Annotated in this window: 14 protein-coding genes; 3 read left to right on the plus strand and 11 right to left on the minus strand. The window is 39.6% G+C overall.

Annotated elements, in window-relative coordinates; all coding sequences use genetic code 11:
- Positions 1-80: 80 nt before the first annotated feature.
- The 5 genes from ABJD64_RS10415 to mnmA all read right to left on the minus strand — a co-directional run bounded on the left by ABJD64_RS10415 (position 81) and on the right by mnmA (position 6,679).
- Entirely contained in the window at positions 81-656 is a 576-nt protein-coding gene (locus ABJD64_RS10415) for a penicillin-binding protein activator LpoB (RefSeq protein ID WP_348178434.1), read from the minus strand.
- A gap of 190 nt (positions 657-846) precedes the next feature.
- Entirely contained in the window at positions 847-3,213 is a 2,367-nt protein-coding gene (locus tag ABJD64_RS10420; RefSeq protein ID WP_348178436.1) for a TonB-dependent receptor, read from the minus strand.
- Between the two features lie 47 nt (positions 3,214-3,260).
- Positions 3,261-4,901: a S8 family peptidase gene (locus tag ABJD64_RS10425; protein WP_348178438.1), complete on the minus strand. Its 1,641-nt coding sequence runs from the start codon at positions 4,899-4,901 to the stop codon at positions 3,261-3,263.
- Positions 4,888-5,532: a hypothetical protein gene (locus ABJD64_RS10430; protein ID WP_348178440.1), complete on the minus strand. Its 645-nt coding sequence runs from the start codon at positions 5,530-5,532 to the stop codon at positions 4,888-4,890. Before ABJD64_RS10430 ends, ABJD64_RS10425 begins: the two co-directional genes overlap by 14 nt.
- A 28-nt stretch (positions 5,533-5,560) precedes the next feature.
- Positions 5,561-6,679 carry a tRNA 2-thiouridine(34) synthase MnmA gene (gene mnmA / locus ABJD64_RS10435; protein WP_348178442.1) on the minus strand — a complete coding sequence of 373 codons (1,119 nt, stop codon included), beginning with the start codon at positions 6,677-6,679 and terminating at the stop codon, positions 5,561-5,563.
- Positions 6,680-7,168: 489 nt separating this feature from the next.
- On the opposite strand from mnmA, the gene ABJD64_RS10440 reads away from it, so the two are divergent.
- Positions 7,169-7,972, plus strand: coding sequence for a ParA family protein (locus ABJD64_RS10440; protein ID WP_348178444.1), 804 nt, complete (start codon positions 7,169-7,171; stop codon positions 7,970-7,972).
- 211 nt (positions 7,973-8,183) lie between these two features.
- Entirely contained in the window at positions 8,184-9,881 is a 1,698-nt protein-coding gene (locus tag ABJD64_RS10445; RefSeq protein WP_348178446.1) for a hypothetical protein, read from the plus strand.
- Positions 9,882-9,903: 22 nt separating this feature from the next.
- Here the strand turns inward: ABJD64_RS10445 and ABJD64_RS10450 are convergent, their stop codons facing one another.
- The 4 genes from ABJD64_RS10450 to ABJD64_RS10465 form a co-directional block, all read right to left on the minus strand.
- Complete coding sequence (locus tag ABJD64_RS10450) at positions 9,904-11,463, minus strand: SDR family oxidoreductase (protein ID WP_348178448.1); 1,560 nt, start codon at positions 11,461-11,463, stop codon at positions 9,904-9,906.
- A 64-nt stretch (positions 11,464-11,527) separates the two neighbouring features.
- Positions 11,528-12,115 carry a phospholipid scramblase-related protein gene (locus tag ABJD64_RS10455; RefSeq protein WP_348178450.1) on the minus strand — a complete coding sequence of 196 codons (588 nt, stop codon included), beginning with the start codon at positions 12,113-12,115 and terminating at the stop codon, positions 11,528-11,530.
- 251 nt (positions 12,116-12,366) lie between these two features.
- On the minus strand, positions 12,367-12,612 hold the full coding sequence (locus ABJD64_RS10460; RefSeq protein ID WP_348178452.1) for a hypothetical protein: 246 nt from the start codon (positions 12,610-12,612) through the stop codon (positions 12,367-12,369).
- A gap of 1 nt (position 12,613) precedes the next feature.
- Positions 12,614-12,931 (minus strand): thioredoxin family protein, encoded by a 318-nt coding sequence (locus ABJD64_RS10465; RefSeq protein WP_348178454.1) that lies wholly within the window; start codon positions 12,929-12,931, stop codon positions 12,614-12,616.
- A gap of 98 nt (positions 12,932-13,029) precedes the next feature.
- On the opposite strand from ABJD64_RS10465, the gene ABJD64_RS10470 reads away from it, so the two are divergent.
- Positions 13,030-13,647 (plus strand): hypothetical protein, encoded by a 618-nt coding sequence (locus ABJD64_RS10470; protein WP_348178456.1) that lies wholly within the window; start codon positions 13,030-13,032, stop codon positions 13,645-13,647.
- Here the strand turns inward: ABJD64_RS10470 and ABJD64_RS10475 are convergent.
- Both ABJD64_RS10475 and ABJD64_RS10480 read right to left on the minus strand, forming a co-directional pair.
- Positions 13,644-15,350 (minus strand): PAS domain-containing sensor histidine kinase, encoded by a 1,707-nt coding sequence (locus ABJD64_RS10475; protein WP_348178458.1) that lies wholly within the window; start codon positions 15,348-15,350, stop codon positions 13,644-13,646. The genes ABJD64_RS10470 and ABJD64_RS10475 overlap by 4 nt on opposite strands.
- 170 nt (positions 15,351-15,520) lie before the next feature.
- Positions 15,521-17,947 (minus strand): FtsX-like permease family protein, encoded by a 2,427-nt coding sequence (locus ABJD64_RS10480; protein ID WP_348178460.1) that lies wholly within the window; start codon positions 17,945-17,947, stop codon positions 15,521-15,523.
- Between the last annotated feature and the right edge of the window lie 56 nt (positions 17,948-18,003).

Consider the following 18,003-nt stretch of genomic DNA (forward strand, 5'->3'; position numbering starts at 1 on the left):
CTAAACAAGAAGCAAAGCGGCAACACTTGATAAGTTCTGTTCATTATCAACGTAAAGAGAAGTTTCTGAGAGTTACGATATTAGTTTTTGATGTATTTCTTGATCTCCTTATCGCCAATCCATACCTTTTCACTAGTTTCTATACTCGCTAATTCGAGGTTCACTTTATAGTTTACTACTTTTTCTTTTTTGTAAGAATCTGATACAGATGTGATCACACCAAACATCATGAAGTCAGCACCCAATTCTTTTCCCCATTTGGCTTGGGTTTCGACAGAAGCAAATTCACCTTGCTGAGCGCGCTCTTCTCTAAGTTTTTCTCGGAAGACAGAATTTTCTACCACTCTTACCAACCCTGAGTTGATAAACTCTCTTTCGATGTCTTTTATAAAGGTTTCTGATTCAATATGCTCAGCGCTTTTATTAGCAATACTACCGACTATAACAACGGGCCTGTCATCATTGGCTCTGTTGAAGTCGCTAATCCATGGTCTATTCAGAACATCTCTGATCATTTCTTCTGCTACTAATTTGGAATCTGTATCATTCCACCTTCCACTAAGGTCTATCTGCTGGTCAGGGCTTACTCTGGTGACAGTTCTCGAACATGATGTAATGAGTACAAGTGCTGTCAAAATAATGGTTAGTCTTTTCATCTGCTTATATTTTATTTAAGATTCTATAGAACCCCAGTCCTCGTGCTAATCTCTTTTGGATACGACTTTGCACTTTGGGATTCATTGTTTATCAATTTGTTACTATAACAAGTAGAGGTGATCAGTTGGTATTAGGTAGAAACCTGTGAATCCATTTCCCCCTACAAGAATTTTTACTTTTTACGTTCTTTCAAAATTTTGCTATCACCCGCACGTTCAAAAACCTTGCCGATAATGCATTTGGTACAGCAAATTGATTACCAATCACGTCCTGAATCCATGTATAAGAGATAGTATTTTCAGCACCAAGTGCATTTAATACTTCAAGACCTACCCATAATGAATTAGGAGTCAGTGTTTTATCATTTGTAAATTCAAAACTTTTTGAAAATCCCAAATCCATTCGGTAATACTCATCTCCACTAAAACTATTTCTCAGGTCGTCTCGACCGGGAGGGCCAAATGGCAAGCCGCTACCAAACAGCATATTCAGACTCACTTTAATGCTTGGATCGTTTGGCAGGTGGTCTTGAAAGAAAATGCCCAGATTGATCAATTGGTCGCTTGGACGTCTGACATAACCATTACCTTCTTGTAAATCTTCCTTTGTTTTAAGAATTCCCAGGCTAAACCACGACTCGGTACCCTCAATGAACTCTCCATTTACACGAAAATCAGCCCCATATGCATAGGCTTTGGCTTGATTGGTTCCAAAGTACCGTATTTTAATGTTATTAACATCGTATGGGTTTACGTCCCATAAGTACTTGTAATACAAATCACTAGATAACTTGAAAGGCCTCCCCCATGCCACGAAATAATGATCCATACCTCCTACTACATGAACTGACGATTGAGCCTTCACTTCCGGGTTAATGTTTCCATCTCTGTCTCTCAACTCCCGATAAAATGGGTGTTGCTGATACATTCCTGTGGCTAATCTGAGAACTGTGTTTCTCCTAACTCCCATACGATAGGCATATTGCACCCTTGGGCTAAACAAAAGCTGTTCGCTAAATGACCAATAGTTTAATCGGGCGCCAACATTTAGGGTGTGCAACGAGTCGTATGAATTAATTGAATATTGGACAAAACCGGCAACTTTATGTGATTGAATATCGATTTCGTTATCGGCGCTAAAAGTGACATGTGAGAAATCTGCTGAATCGGTAAACGCAAATTCTTTCAAACGATCATCCAGACTTTCAAAATCCCATGACATACCGAATTCGAGTATATCATTGTTTATATAAACTTCATTCTTTTGATCAACACTTAGCACCTTGGCTTCTAACTTATTTCTACCAAAAGCATAATTGCTCCCGATGCCTCTTATGGCAATACATTCATTGAACCTGTTGGAACCTAGATCACGGTTGATATCACAAAGTCGATACGCTCCTTCAACCTCATAATTTTCTCGTTCGCTTGAATACACTCCAGAAACAGTTAGTCTGGAAATAAGATTTTCGTTGAAAGAATGAGACAGTACTAATCCTAACTGGTTGGTATGATAATCTAGTTTTTCTCTACCCTGAAAGGCTGTGGACATTCTGAAGGATGCTTGAATAGTTCCAAATTCTGTTTCCTGGGATTCAGGAATAGTGAGGTAGTTGTTGTGCGCAGACGAGACTAGCAGACCTAGTTTGGTCCTCGATCCAAATTGCTTCGAGATAAAAGCCTGAACGTCTGTGAACTTGGGAAGATAATTTCCATTGGTCTCTAATGTTCCTAAGAGATACCTACTATTTTTATGTCGAATGCCAACTGAATAGTTGAGGTCTCCTTTTTTATTGATACCGCCATAGTAGATACTACCTCCAAGTAAACTTAAATTCACGGTGGCCTCGTGATTACGGGGTTCATTGTATTGTACATTGAGCACTGAAGACAATTTATCACCGTGCTTGGATTGCCAACCTCCAGCAGAAAACTGTACATGTCCTACCATATCGGTATTGATGAATCCTAGGCCTTCTTGTCTTCCGGCACTCACCAAAAATGGCCTGTAGATTTTTATTCCATTTACATATATCAGGTTTTCGTCATAGCTTCCCCCTCGCACAGAGTAGACAGAGGCCAGTTCGTTGTTGCTGGTGACACCAGGCAGTGTAGCTAGTATTTTACTAAAATCGCCAGTCGCTGATGGAAGGGTATACGCATTTTTGGCATCTATTTCGATGTTGCCTATCTCCCGTGTTTCCTCAAATCTCCTTTCCTGAATGTCAACTCCGGAAAGTACATGAGTTTTCTCCTTTAAAACGACCTTGATTTCTTTTGAGACGGTCGCATCGATTGAAAAAGTTTCATACTGTAAATGCGAGAAAACAAGACGTTGCTGTGAAGAGGTCTTGGATCTTAGCGTAAATTCACCTCTTTTATTGGTAAGCGTAGAAATTGAATCTGGAAGGAGTAGCACAAATACATCATTGATCGGCCGACTTAAAGTATCCAATATCTGCCCTTTCAGCACATGGTTCTGAGCTTCAACTTTAGTCTGAATTGAAACCGAAAGAATTAAGAGAAGAAATACAGTATATTTAAAATGGTTGGTCATGAATTCGTTAATACAAATCGACCGCAATATATACATCGCCCTGCGAATCAGTAGCGCAATATTTTAACATTTTTGGAATAGGCTTCACATTCAATGGAAAGTATGTAAACACCATGACTTGCCTTTTTAAAAGCCAGGTCAGTTACCAGCCCTTTTCTAGCTCGTTTGATGGTTTTTTCATTGACCAGCTGACCATCTGATGAAAACAACCTGAACCTAACCGGCATAGGAATCGCATCCTTTCCAATCAGCAAGTTGATATGATCTCCAGTTACCGGATTGGGGTAAACCGATACACTTTCACTTATCAATTCTGATACGGCGAGAGGCTCGTTACCGACAGCCACATTATAATCCGGTAATCCATATCCAATATTATTATTAGGAGTCGAGAAATTACTAGATGAGGATAAGATCAGATCTCTAAGTTCAAGATTTGTGAGCGTTGGAAATTTTTGCCATAAACCGGCCGCAAAGCCCGCAATCAATGGAGCCGCAAAGCTGGTTCCATTCTTTTGTGCTACCACGTTTCCACCGGAAATTACGGTGACACCCGCCCCTAGTGCAACCACCTCAGGTTTGATCCGATCATCATTTGTTGGACCTATTGAGCTAAAGTTTACCAAATCGGAATTTGTATCCAATGCGCCTACAGCAATAATATTTTCTACATCTGCAGGCATAGAAACAAATGGCCAAGTACTACTGGTTCCGGAATTCCCCGCACTGGTCACAACTAATATCCCTCTGTTGATAGCCATATTAGCTGCCTGAGAAATGATAGAAGTCTTTCCGTCCAAATCACTAAGGGTATAGTCCATGTTATCATCATCAAAATCGTTGTAGCCGAGCGATGAAGTAATGATATCCACACCAGCACTGTCTGCTCGTTCGGCTGCAAATAGCCAGTTGTACTCCTCGATCCGATATTCAGAACTCACATCTTCCGTAACATACAAGCTAATATCTGCATCGTATCCCGTCCCTACTACTTCCGTACTATAATTGGCCCCTAAACAACTCCAACTACTCGTACCATGGTCATCATATTGAAAAACATCCTGACCACCCGTTGTAAAGTCAAAAACATCTTTAAGTCTATCGTTTTCAAAAGTGTGCGAAAATGCTGAGGAAAGGTTTGCATCAACAAAACCGTCATCTAAGACCGCAATCCAAACACCCGCTCCGGAAATGTCTTCGCTATGCATGGTTTGAGCAAATAGCATACTCAGTTGCTTACCTGAGCTTAAATTGCCTGTATTTGACGGTGGGTTACTTGCACGTGTGATGTTTTCAGGATCTGGTGTACCATTCAGTTTTTGTCCCGGAGCCGCATAGTCAGTTTTTAGCACAAAGGATTCCGATTCTATGTCAGCTATTTGGTCGGCAGTGGCCTCAACAAGCACTGCATTCATCCATCGGGAAGTGAAATAGGTCTTTACCCCTAAATTTTCAATCCCCGTCACATAAGCCGAATTGACCGGAAAATCTGCCGTTGTTATATCAATATTTTGATTCTGCCTTCTTTCAATAGCTTTCGCAGACAAAAATGCAGAAGGAGTATCTACAGTATATTCTGTATCTGCTTTATCCGTAAAATAAACTACATATCTATTGGTTTGTGCAGCACTCCATTGGGCGGTCAAAATCAAACTAACCCAAAGTACTAACCTCTTACTCTTTCCCATACTCCTTTAGCGTCATAACAATCTCTCTTCCAGACTGGATTTCCTTTTCTGCATTGCAATCTGTCTGACAATATTTCAATATCGTACTTTCTTTTATAATCAACCCAGCATCTGGAGCAAAAGTTTCTGATCGGTTTTCAAGTCCAAGAAAATCCTCACCTCTATCACTTTGTATCACCTTCACTATATTTTGATAGACCATATCTGACAGGGTTGTGTCGGGAATTTCTGTATCATACCAATAAGTTTCGCTCGCCCGGGTGTTCAGGCGATTGCCGTCCCACTCCAATTTATGTTCAATAGGAAAGCTCAATTTTACGAATGGCACATTGTTTTCCGTTAGAACAGCGATACTTGTTGATTTTTGTGCAGTCCAGGTAGAATCCAAATGCCAGGACTCAGTGCTGTTCGCTCTTGTAGAACGATGAATGATGTACTGCAGATTATTGCTTGCATTTAAGTTCGAATCCACAACGGATTCTTTCAGTTCATAAATTTCCTCTGTCACACCTAGCACGCTGTATTTAGTTTCTACAACATCATAGACTCTGTAATCTCCTACTTCTAAGGGAAAATAATTAAGCCCTAAACGATCTGTATCAGATGTTACCTCTGATTCAGAACAAGACATCAGACTACAAACTACTATGAGAAAAATGCTATACCGCACGTTGCTTGGACTGGTTAAAACTATTACTTATCCATCCGCCTCCTATCACGTCATCGCCTTCATAAAACACGGCTGCCTGACCTGGAGCTATGGCAGAGACGCCATTACCAAAAAACACTTTCATGGTGTCTCCCACTTGCTCAATAACGGCCGGATTGCCTGAGTCATTGTATCGTACTTTGGTAATCGTATCCATTCTTTCGGTAAGATTGCTGTATTTACCAAGAATCAATTGATTCACATACATACCATCTCTGGACAATTCATCAAATGTACCTAGTACTACCTGATTTTTTTCTTTGATGATTTCAACAACATAAGCAGGAAAGCCTAGTGCAATACCAAGTCCTTTTCTTTGCCCCACGGTATAGAATGGGTAACCTTCATGAGTTCCTACTACCGTACCGTCTTCTAGGACAAATTCCCCGCCGGCAACTTTTTCTTCCAGTCCGTCTACCCTTCTTTTCAAGAATCCTCTATAGTCGTTGTCCGGAACAAAGCAAATCTCATAAGATTCAGACTTATTGAGTAGATCAGTAAACCCTCTTTCCGCTGCCATCTCGCGAATTTCAGATTTCTTCAAATGACCAAGTGGCAACAAAGTTCGACTCAGACTTTGCTGTGATACACCCCACAATGCGTAAGATTGGTCCTTCATTTCATCAGCACCCTTACTGATTACATATCTACCATTTTCCTCGCGTACATTGGCATAGTGCCCCGTTGCGATGAAATCGCATCCTAACTTGTCCGCCCTGCGAAGCAGTGCATCCCATTTGATATGCGTGTTGCAAAGGACACATGGATTGGGCGTACGTCCGGCCAAGTATTCATCTGTAAAGTGATTAATCACATAGTCGCCAAACTCCTCTCTAATATCCAGAATGTAATGGGGAAACCCTAGATTAACGGCAATGTTTCTTGCGTCGTTGATAGAGTCAAGGCTACAGCAGCCTGTTTCTTTTTTGCCACCACCTGAGGAATTGTAATCCCAGGTTTTCATGGTCATTCCGATAACTTCATATCCTTGTTCATGAAGCATCACGGCAGCTACTGAGCTATCTATCCCGCCGCTCATGGCTACCAGTACTCGTCCTTTTGTACTCATTTTGATGTTTTATTGCCAGGTTCACAGCCTGGTGTTGACATTAATAATAAGCTGCAAAATTAGGCTAATTTGTTGTATTGCCATTATACTAGATCAACAATCTAAAATTATTTCCAGCTTATAAACCGATCTAAACTTGTTGAATTTTTCTTAAATGGACAGCTAGTGTATTACCTAATCAGATTCATTCGAAATAATCAATCAGTCCTTAATGATTAGAATCTCATATTTTTTTATTAACTTTTTCAGTCAATCAGCTAACGGTAAACAGTATTTTGAGAAACATTTCCCTGATTCGGTAATTGGATTGCATCGTGTAGCCATTACTTAATTATGTAAATTTTGAGTCAACCTAATTCTCATCAAAGGGTGCTTTTCGCCTCGGCAAGTTTGGTTATCAGTTTTTGATAACAGGTAATTTATGTTCGATTGACATACGAATTTGTTTAGTCGTATTCAATACGGTTGTAAATTCTTTAGAATGCTAACATGTCCAGAACTATTGCTATTTATAATTTTAAAGGTGGTGTAGGTAAAACAAGTACCACACTTAATCTGGCATTGAGCTGGTCCAGATCTTTCAAGGTCCTGGTGATTGATTGTGACCCGCAAGCAAATCTCACTCATACGCTTACGGATAATGTTGAACACGAAATTAATTTGTTTACTATCCTAAAAGATGTCATACACAATAGACAACATGCCATTAAACCTCTTGAGTTATCTGGTTATTTGCATATAATTCCCGGTCATGTAAAAATGGCTGAGCTCGAATCCAATTCAGAATTTATTTCCTTTGGTAATACCATTATCTATAAGCTGCTGGCTCAGGTAAATAGACAGTATGATTTTATCATATTAGATTGCCCGACTCATTTTGGTAAAATCGTAAAATTTTCTCTAGCCAATGTCAAAAGCATCCTCATTCCGGCGATTCCGGACTCCTATTCTACAACTGGTTTCAGGCAGTTGCTTCACTATTTGAAAGAAGTCGAAAGGGAAATTTCTCTCAACGTACTTGGCGTCTTTTTCAACCTGTTTAGGAAAAATACGCGTCATCATCAAATGATCAGACTTCAGGCTGAGAAAGAATTGGGAGACGTACTTTTGTCTCACAACGTAAGACAGGGTATTAAGGTAAGCGAAGCTAATTGGGGGCATCGATCCATTTATAGTTTTGAGGAAGAAAATGAAGTGGCTAATGATTTTATGAGGTTGAGTGAGGAAGTTCTTGGCCGATTGGATTCAGTTTATCTAGATCAGATTATAAACAATACTACATTACAAAAGTAAATTCCATCATTCTTCGCCTCTGTCTGACAACAAATGGCAAAAATTACGCTGGATGAGAGCCTCCGCTTTTTTAGGAAAAGAAAATATCGCTCTAATTTCCATTTTGTCTGTTTTCTTCACTTGACAAACAATAAATACCAGCCGATTCGTTAATATTGGCGGCGCTTTCTAAACAAAATCATTAGAAACTAACAGTACTGTTAAAACAGCTATGACAAGAATCTTACTCCTCCTGGTTTTCTTGACCAGTCTATCCCCATTATCCGTCGCGCAAGAAGTCACGGAAGAAGACCCTTTTTCAGACTATTCTTATCTCTGGGAAAGTACTAAAAAAGACAAGAAGAAAAAGAAGAAAAATATGGAGGTAAAGCAGCCCCTTCCATTAACTGACTCCCTGGCCGAACAGCCCGCCCCTCTACCTTCCGATTCAATACAATTAGAAGAACCCACGGTAGTTGTAGATAGCATTGAAAACTCTGTCGACAATCTAGCGGCTACAGAGGCTCAAATTCTTCAAGATTCGCTCAAGCAAGCACAGCGTGAGGCCAAGCGCGCCGAAAGAGAAGAAAAGGGTAAAGATGATAAACCCCGTGAAGATTTCAGAGCAGGATTACCCCCCTTAAACACCGCATCGGCCATTAATGGCGGTTTTACTTATACCGTCATCGACGGGAACGCATATGCCGGACTTGTGCTGGCTCCTGAAATCAAAATTGGAAAGGTTGGTGTGGGCATTGACGTACCCATTTTGTATGGATTAGATGATAAGAGCTTTAGAACAGAAATGTTTGAGGATGGCGTAGGTGCGCTACGATTGATTAGATATATAAGGTACGGTCAACAAAAAGTTGATCCCGTATATGTGAAAGTAGGAACCCTATCAGGCACTATGCTTGGATATGGTGGCTTGATCAACAATTACTCCAACAGCACCAGCTACGAAAAGAGGAAAATCGGTTTGCACTATGACTTTAATGTAAAGGGATTGGTAGGCATTGAAGGGATATATAGTGATTTCGATCCGTCTTCCTTCAATCTGTTTGCCATCAGACCGTATGTCAGACCCTTAAGTTGGTCTTTTGTGCCGATCGTTAAAACCCTGGAAATTGGCACCACTATCTTATCAGATAAGGATCAGACTTCGTTGTTAAGCTCTTCCGAAAGTACATCGACCTACGCGTTCACCAAGCAGGGAATAAGCGCTTTTGGTATTGATGCTGGTTTAACCCTACTGCAAGTGCCATTTATTCAAATCGATTTGTTCGCCAATTATTCCAAATTAAATGTGATATCTGATACCTTGACAAGTACCATTAGTACATTACAGACAGCTGGTCTAATAGAAACACCAACTGCTGATTTTAAAAAAGGTAGTGGCATCAGCGCTGGGCTTAATTTTAGATTTCATTTCATAGCAGATTTGTTGAGTACAGATATAAGAATAGAGCGACTCTCCTACTCTGACTATTATCTCCCGCAGTTTTTTGATACGTCTTATGAAATCAACAAGGATGGTAAAATCCTATCTTTAGCATCCGCTGAGAAAACTCAAGGTATATATGGTAGTCTGACGGGTCATGTACTAAAAAAGCTGAGTTTGGGTGGTAGTTTGATGATTCCTGATAATATCAGTGAAGCCACACCTGCTTTGGTGACTTTACATGCCGATGTAGATCGCCTATTCGATAAGTACTCCGTTCATGCCAATTACTTTAAGGGAGGGCTATCAGATCTTGGGGATGCTTTCTCACTGGACGAAAGGTCTTTACTTAAGGTAAGATTTATTTATCACATGAATAAATTTTTGATGACAGGCGTTGATTATTTTTATACGTTTACGCCAACAGAAAATGGATATGAAACTACCAAATATGTTTCACCATTCATTGGGTTGAGTATTCAGTTTTAGTATGCAATGATACTTACCGACCTTACCAGGAAGTAGGTTTATAATCCTTCAAGAATTTACCGCACCAATGTTTGCCCGTATTGATACCGTCAAACAAAGGATCTAATACACGCGCGGCACCATCAACGATATCCAGCGGAGGTTGAAAATCGTGAAGTTCCTCTTTTCTTTTAGCCAACTCCCCAGGATCCTCGTCGGTCACCCATCCGGTATCTACAGCGTTGGTGTATATCCCATCTTTAGCTAAATCTGAGGCCGAAGTCAAAGTCATCATGTTTAGTGCTGCTTTAGCCATGTTTGTATGGGGATGACGGGACTCTTTATGAAACTGATGGAATTTACCTTCCATCGCGGAGACATTAATAATATGTTTTGTACCCGTGTTCTCCTTTTTCATCAGGTTGACTAATCTATTGTTTAGCACAAATGGTGCGACTGAATTGACCAATTGCACTTCAAGCATTTCTATGGTGTCTACCTCTCCTAGTTTCAATCGCCAGCTATTGGTCTTTCTGAGGTCTATTTGCTGTAGATCGGCATCCAATTTACCTTCAGGAAACACTTCTTCAGCGGTTAAGGAATTGTCTATGCTATAGGGTATTTGCGACAATTGAGCTGAAGCACTCAATCCCACGCCCAATTGTTTGCCATGCCATGAAACAGGTAGATTTTTGCTTTGGTTATCTGCAAGACCTGCACTCAGTGTCTTTAATTCTTCAAGACAGGATTCATGATCAGCCAAGAGCTCTTGTGCAAAAGGAGAAAGATCAGCTGTATTTTTTTCTTCATTAGGGATGAGATGCTGATAGAAGCCGGCTGGCCGACGAACCGTCTGTGCCGCATTGTTGATCAACACATCCAGTCGATCATACCGTTGCTCAATAAAATTGCAAAAAATTTCAACACTGGGAATGTGCCTCAAATCCAGGCCATGGATTTTCAGTCGATGTCCCCATTTTTGAAAGTCTGGCTCCTTGGCAAATCTAATCGCTGAATCCTTAGGGAATCGCGTAGTAGCGATCACAGTGGCTCCAGCTCTGAGCATCATCAACGTGATATGATAACCGATTTTGAGTCTGGACCCAGTGACCAAAGCGACCTGATTAGTCATATCCGCCGTTTGAAATCGCTTGCCATAGTTGAAGTTTCCACAGTCTTTGCACATCGTGTCATAGAAATGATGAAGGGTATTGAACACTTCCTTACACACATAACACGTCCTAGGAGAAGTCAGTATGACTTCCTGGTCTGACTCACCGGTTAGAGCAATCATCGTCGGCGCAACAAACACAGTGGCCTCGCGTGCGCTTCTTATACCGGTGCCATTACGAGCTTCCTTGTCTTTCAGCAGGACTTTCTTTCTAGCAATTTTCTTGGCGCCTTTTTTACGCTTGAGCAGTTCTTCTTTGGAGGGTCTGGACAGTTGGCCCGCTGCCATGATTAATGCCAATCGTTTGTCTTTCGGAATTTCAAATATTTGATCCGTATTTGAATTCAATGATTCCAGAATGGCAATGCACTGATCGATCTGAGATTGATCCAATTCAGTTGACTCCTTCTCCTCTTCTTGCTTTTTCATCATTAGATTATGCTACAAGAAGCAAAAGTAGCTCTTATTAAACTCTTAAGATTTATTAATTTCCTGGCTATTCTTTCAATACCATATCGATACACATAACTGCAGCGAGTATCAACAATCTTAATGGGTTGTTCTCAGGTACTTTTTCGTCGATATTCAGCATATAGTTGTCCGCAGAGGTAAACAATTCTTTGCCCAATCCTGACCACTTTTTACTCACGTGAGCAAACTCAGTATCTTCACTTACGAATTTGAAATCCCAGCTCGTCCATTTCCCTTTGAGCTTGCACAGCACATTGTCGTTCTTGCCCAAAACATCAAATTTCCCACCTATCGAAAAGAACTTCTGTTCGAATTTACCTACTAATTCATCGTTCTCATCAAAAACTTCCACAGTGGATAAAAAGATGGAAACCCCTCTTTTTACACTCAGTACTTTGTCTCCGTCGGCCGTTTTAATCTCCACATCAAACGGTGTCATCCTTTTATAATCTGTAAATCTTAAAATCTTGGTGAAAAAACCTAGCTTTTCCTCTCTGCAGGTCATAATCATTTCTTGATTATTGGGGTCAAGTATGTCATAATTATTAGCAGCCTTGAACATGCCCACATGTTCTTTAACAAAAAACAGGTTACGATTTAAAATAGGATTCATTGAGGGTTTGATTTAGACGTATTAGATAAATTATTGATTTCTTTAGATTTGAGATTATTGATCGCTCAAACTGAGACGGCAATATATAATTGCTTCTGAATATTATACTCACAAATTTTGAATTTAATCTCAATCAATTCTTTCTTCTGCTTTGCCCAAGTAATTATCCGATCTAAGAATCTTTCCTGATCATAAAAAAAGGATCAACTGTAATTGATCCTTTGAATAAATTGTGGTTCCTTTTCTCCCGGCTATGAGGAAATAGAGGTCCTAACTTTTTCGGTATAAGCTCTCAAAGCTTTTGGGAATGGAATATCATCTTTTTCCATTTTTTCGATAATCCAACCTGCAGCGATCAAATGAGTGAGCACCTCACCATCGTCTTTGCCTCCCACTTCAATCGGAAGCTCCTTTTCTTCCATCAGGCAAAACTCTGCTTGCTCCAATTCCTCTGAGGTATGATTTTCTACTAATTGCTTTATTACGGGTATTTGCATTCTATTTCAATTTATTCAATAGCTCAACTACGGCTTCCTCTTTGCTGCTGGCCATTGTGTCCACTAATTTTCCTTCTGCAAATATCGCAAAAAATGGAAGATTTGTTACGCCAGCCATTTTTCTAGCTTCTTGATTTTCTTCTGCGTTGACATTAAGAAAGGTGATGCCCTCAAACCTATCGTCGCTGGCCAATCTCTTATATTTTGGATTGAACAATCGGCAAGACCCACACCAGTCTGCATAATACTTCACAATGGCCTTATCGGCAGATAAGATTTCATCTTTAAAATTGTTGTCTAGCGTTTCTTTTACTTCCATGATTTATCATTGATTATCAGCGCAATTTTACTGAAGTTTGTGCACGAAGAATTTCGAACTGCATAAAATAATTTTATCCGGCGATTGCCAACATTGATATGAATCTAAAAACATTTGTAAAAGTAGGTAGTATCACCAATTTGAGTGATGCAAGATTTTGTGCTGGCTTTGGTGTAGATCTTTTAGGATTCGATATTGATCCTGCATCTGGTAATTATATATCCATTGACGAGGCGAATGAAATCATGGGCTGGGTTGCGGGCCCGGAATTTGTGGCGGAATTTGGCAATATGAACGTCGATGATATTCTCAAATTACAAGCGGAAAACAAATTTCCGTACGTGCAGGTTAATGCTATTGAAACGGCACAAATATTACACAGCAACGGCTATCAGGTGATGTTAAATGTAGTGATTTTGGATCATACTGGACTGAATGCCCTAACTGATGCATTAGCAATTGATTCGCAGTTTACACACATTATTGTTGATTGTAAGTCTCCTCAACTCATTCCCAATATTGAAGAATTGCTAACAAAACCATCTGCCGTACCTCTAATAAAGGCCTATGATGTTGAGCTATCTCAATTAGACCACATTATACAGATTCAGCCCTTTTCAGGCATTGAACTCAAGGGCTCACAGGAAGATAAACCGGGTTTCAAGGAATACGATGAGTTGGCTGATATATTAGAGGCGCTAGAAGTAGAAGACTAGGAAGTTAGAATGCAAATTACTACTTCCGTACCTTCATCAGGTCGACTTTTAATTTCCATCGTCGCATGATTGAGTTTCAAAATATCATTACAGAAGTTTAAGCCAAGTCCTGTGCCCTTCTCTCCATTAGTTCCAGGACTGGTATGAGGTTTTTCCATGTTTATGCCAGCCATAATTTGAGTGATCAATTCATTACTCATTCCAACTCCTGAGTCCTTTATGGAAAGCTTCATTTGAGATTTTCCCTGCTGAGCTCCAATCGTAATTTTACCACCTAACGGGGTGAATTTTATGGCATTACTTATCAAATTTCTCATGACAATATCCATATGGTCCGAGTCTATTTTGACATACCTTCCTTCTTTCAATTCGTTTTCTACAATAATAGATTTCTCTCTGAATCTTTCATGATATAGATCGAGGCTATTTTTTACCAATTTAGCCGGATCTACCATTTTTGGATGTGCGCTAAACCCACCTAATTGAGTTTTAACCCAACTTAATACATTGTCCAAAGTAAAGTTTAGTGTACCAACTTGGTTCTTTATACTTTCCATTAATTTGTCAAAAACAGATGGATCCAAATCCTTGGAATAGTCAAGTAATCCGCTGAGGGAGTTTAACGGCCCTCGAAGATCATGGGACAGGATACTCAGTATTTTATCCTTTGAAGCATTAATTTCACGCAACTTTCTCTCTGTTTTTTTTAGTTTTCGAATGTCGGTCACAAAAGCCAGAACATGAGTCACTCGGCCTCTATTGTTTACTAAAGGTGTGTATTTCCCAAAAGCGTGTATTATTTCTCCCGAAGGGAAAAAAATAGGATGGTTAATTTCGACATCAATTCCTGCCAGGCATTTTTCAAAAAGTGGTTTGGCCAATCGTGATACCCTACTTCCAAGCACTTCATCATAACTCTTACCTTCGATCTCCTCAATTTCCAATTTGAGTGCTTTTTCAAATGAGGAATTTACAATGATAAACCTTCCCCTGGTATCCATCATTGTAATGAAAACAGGTAGATTGTCGATAGTTGTCCTCAGTAGTTTTTTATTGTAGATCAATTCGTCACGTTCTGACTGGACCAGGAACTTTTGCCTTTCTAATTTTTTAGCAAAACTTCTAGCTCTTTTTTCATTTTTGATCAAATCAATTTTAAAAATATCAGTAAAGAAATAGACGCAAATAAATCCAATAATCAAATTGACCATGGACATGATATCGTTTTCCAGACCTGCCACACTAAACTGAACAATGCGCACATACTTTACCATAACGGCAGATACTGCAGTTAAAAAAAATATAATGGTCTTGGCCGGATTGTCGAAAAGTGCAATTATCATCGTCGAAAAGCCAATCAGAAAGAACCCGTTGTCGCGATTGTTTAATTGAAAAACCGACTTATACGCAACCGCATTATAGAACAAAAGCGCACATATGGTCAAATAATATTTTGCAATGTCTGTGCGTCCTTTGCTATTCAATACGACCACAGGCACAGTGACGATCAAAAGTCCAGACAGCACTAAAAAGCCATGACCTATAGAGCCCACTATCAGGTTGATGCTAAAAAAAGTCAACACTATAATCGCACCCGTCGCATTAAAAATATTGATTAGACGTATCCTGCGACGCTCAAGAGTACTATTACCGTACCGCAATCCATTATTAATAAAGGATCTGAAAATTTTACTTAATGCCATATTCAAGTTGACGTAGATCCGATGAAATAGGTGGGTGTAAGCTTGGGATTAAAATTGATAAGAAGATAGTCAAATAATAGGACAATCCAAGAAAGTGGTATCCGACATAACTTAAAAAACCGATGCGTCGAACACATCGGTTTTTTAAAAGTTCTAGCGATAAAATTAACCTACTCGTCTCTTAAAGACAATACAGGATTCGCTCTTGCAGCCAGGAAGGCCTTATATCCTGCAGTCAGAATTGCTATACCGAAACTGATCAATAAGGCTAACACAAAAATCATATAAGACAAATCAATTTTATAGGCAAAGTTGTCCAACCAATCGTGCATAGCGACATAGCTCAGAGGGCCAGCTATCAGAAAAGAAATAAATACAAGGATCAGCATTTCGCGCGAGAAAATATGTAGCACATTGAAAGTGCTTGCCCCCAATACCTTACGAACACCAATTTCTTTGGTCTTTTTATTAGCGATGTATGATACCAGACCATATAGACCCAGGCAACCAATAAAAATGGCAATGACTGAAAAGAGCTTGAACATACTTCCCATATTCTTCTCCTGATCATATCGACTGGCTAGTTGCTCATCGAAGAATTCAAAGTCGTAAATGTCTTTGTTGAAGACGGTCTCCCATTCTTTCTGAACCGCTTTCAAAGTTGGTTCAACATCGTCTAAGGTTTGGCCCGCCGAATTAACCTTTACTGCCATTTCATAATACATACGGTTATTATTCATGAAAATGCAAAAGACAAACTCCTGCTGTAAGGAATGTGTATGGAAGTTTTCAACCACTCCCACGATTCGCATGTCTCTATACCATCCGCTTATTTTTTCGCCAATCGCATCCTGTGGGTTGTTGTAACCTAAAGCTTCAGCCAATTTCCTATTGACGAGGATACGGCTCGTATCAGATTTTTCTATCCACTGCCCCGCTGCCAATTTCAAACCATATAGATCAAGATAATCTTTATCACCAAATTTAAAATTCACTCTCATATTTTCCCCTTCAGGAATGCTGTGATGTTGAATATGAGAATTGGAATTGGATGTGCCCATAGGTGCGCTCAGAGTAAATGAAACTTGCTTCACATCAGGGTTTGCGAGTAGATTAGTCTTTAATCGGTCTAAATTCTCTTTATCCTTGTTAGGTAAATAGGTCAAAATGATATTGTCCTTTTCAAAACCTAAATCCTTGTTCAGAAAGTAGTCCATCTGGCTTTGTACCACAATCGTCCCAATGATTAACACTTGAGTGATCACAAACTGAATAATGACCAACACACGTCTGAATGATAAGAAACCGCTCCCAGCCTTTATATTGAACTTAGTTCTTAATGCGGCAATTGGATTTAATCTGGACATGGACAATGCAGGGTAAACACCCGCCAGAAGTCCAATAACAACAATATTAATAATTAGGAATAGCAGTGTCGTTGGTTCTTCAAATAGGTTGATCCATAGTTTGTAGTCAAGTATATCTTCCAGGTAGATCAAAAGCACTTCGGCAAATATTAACCCTACAAAAGAAGACACCAACGTAATGATCAGCGTTTCTGACAAAAACTGAATGGCCAGTTGACCAGATTTGCCACCTAGCGTCTTTCTAATTCCTATTTCCTTCGATCTCTTAATCGATTGAGCTGTGGTTAGGTTAACAAAATTAATGGCGGCAGTCAGTATCAAGAATATCCCAATAATCCCCAGTGCCTTTATGAACTCTAATGATATAATTCTTTCATTATAATTATCATACCTCGTGTTGAAATGGATATCACTCAACGGTTGCATGTTGTATTTCAAATCGACTGACGCATTTTCCCCATGATATTTGTCAACAAACCCTACCAACAGTTCTTCGAAGTTGGCCACGTCGAATTGATCGGGAACCAACATATAGCAGTTGGTTGCTGAGCTATTGCTACCCCAGTTTCCTTTTCTATAATAAGGGTTAATACCGTCGAGGTTCTCATAATGAATCAATACACTAAAAGGAATGTTCGTGGTTTCTTTGTAATCCTCAATAAGTGCCTTGACCGTCAGTAAGACCTTATTCTCGTAGAGAATTTGTTGGCCCATAGCCTGATCGAGATTATCATCATTCAACCCAAAATATTGTTTGGCCTTAGAACGAGAGATTACGACACTATTCGGTTGGTCCAAACAGGTTGCTGAATCACCGGCAATAAATCCAAAATCAAAAACTGCAAAGACACTGGACTCAGCGAATACAACCCCATCATCTTCTTGATACCTGTCGTAGTCACCATCTTTCCGTTGAACTGCAATTTGACCATTTTCATAGTGGGTTCTTGCTACGATCAACTCAGGGTAGTCAGCTCTCAGTCCTTCACCTACTGGATGTGGTACACCTTCATTATAACTGATACCGCTACTAATCCTACTTTCGCGCACTGCTCGATAAATGTTATCATAATTTGAGTGATGCTTATCAAAACTCAATTCGTAACTAATTATTTTGAATATGACTAACACGCAACCCAAGCCAAGTCCGAGACCAGACAGATTGAGTAAAGTGAAAAGCTTTTCACGTTTTATATTTCGGTAAATAGTTTTGAGGTAATTCTTGAACATGGTCTTAACATTTAGATTTGACTTGTTCTTTACAACACGAATGCCACGTTTTATAT

Origin of the sequence: Reichenbachiella sp., assembly GCF_039944555.1 — a bacterium.
Lineage (GTDB): Bacteria > Bacteroidota > Bacteroidia > Cytophagales > Cyclobacteriaceae > Reichenbachiella.

Excerpts from the sequence above, each read along its gene's own strand:
- ABJD64_RS10415 (WP_348178434.1), bottom strand. The coding sequence starts at position 656 with ATGAAAAGACTAACCATTATTTTGACAGCACTTGTACTCATTACATCA.
- ABJD64_RS10420 (WP_348178436.1), bottom strand. The coding sequence starts at position 3,213 with ATGACCAACCATTTTAAATATACTGTATTTCTTCTCTTAATTCTTTCG.
- ABJD64_RS10425 (WP_348178438.1), bottom strand. The coding sequence starts at position 4,901 with ATGGGAAAGAGTAAGAGGTTAGTACTTTGGGTTAGTTTGATTTTGACC.
- ABJD64_RS10430 (WP_348178440.1), bottom strand. The coding sequence starts at position 5,532 with ATGTCTTGTTCTGAATCAGAGGTAACATCTGATACAGATCGTTTAGGG.
- mnmA (WP_348178442.1), bottom strand. The coding sequence starts at position 6,679 with ATGAGTACAAAAGGACGAGTACTGGTAGCCATGAGCGGCGGGATAGAT.
- ABJD64_RS10440 (WP_348178444.1), top strand. The coding sequence starts at position 7,169 with ATGTCCAGAACTATTGCTATTTATAATTTTAAAGGTGGTGTAGGTAAA.
- ABJD64_RS10445 (WP_348178446.1), top strand. The coding sequence starts at position 8,184 with ATGACAAGAATCTTACTCCTCCTGGTTTTCTTGACCAGTCTATCCCCA.
- ABJD64_RS10450 (WP_348178448.1), bottom strand. The coding sequence starts at position 11,463 with ATGATGAAAAAGCAAGAAGAGGAGAAGGAGTCAACTGAATTGGATCAA.
- ABJD64_RS10455 (WP_348178450.1), bottom strand. The coding sequence starts at position 12,115 with ATGAATCCTATTTTAAATCGTAACCTGTTTTTTGTTAAAGAACATGTG.
- ABJD64_RS10460 (WP_348178452.1), bottom strand. The coding sequence starts at position 12,612 with ATGCAAATACCCGTAATAAAGCAATTAGTAGAAAATCATACCTCAGAG.
- ABJD64_RS10465 (WP_348178454.1), bottom strand. The coding sequence starts at position 12,931 with ATGGAAGTAAAAGAAACGCTAGACAACAATTTTAAAGATGAAATCTTA.
- ABJD64_RS10470 (WP_348178456.1), top strand. The coding sequence starts at position 13,030 with ATGAATCTAAAAACATTTGTAAAAGTAGGTAGTATCACCAATTTGAGT.
- ABJD64_RS10475 (WP_348178458.1), bottom strand. The coding sequence starts at position 15,350 with ATGGCATTAAGTAAAATTTTCAGATCCTTTATTAATAATGGATTGCGG.
- ABJD64_RS10480 (WP_348178460.1), bottom strand. The coding sequence starts at position 17,947 with ATGTTCAAGAATTACCTCAAAACTATTTACCGAAATATAAAACGTGAA.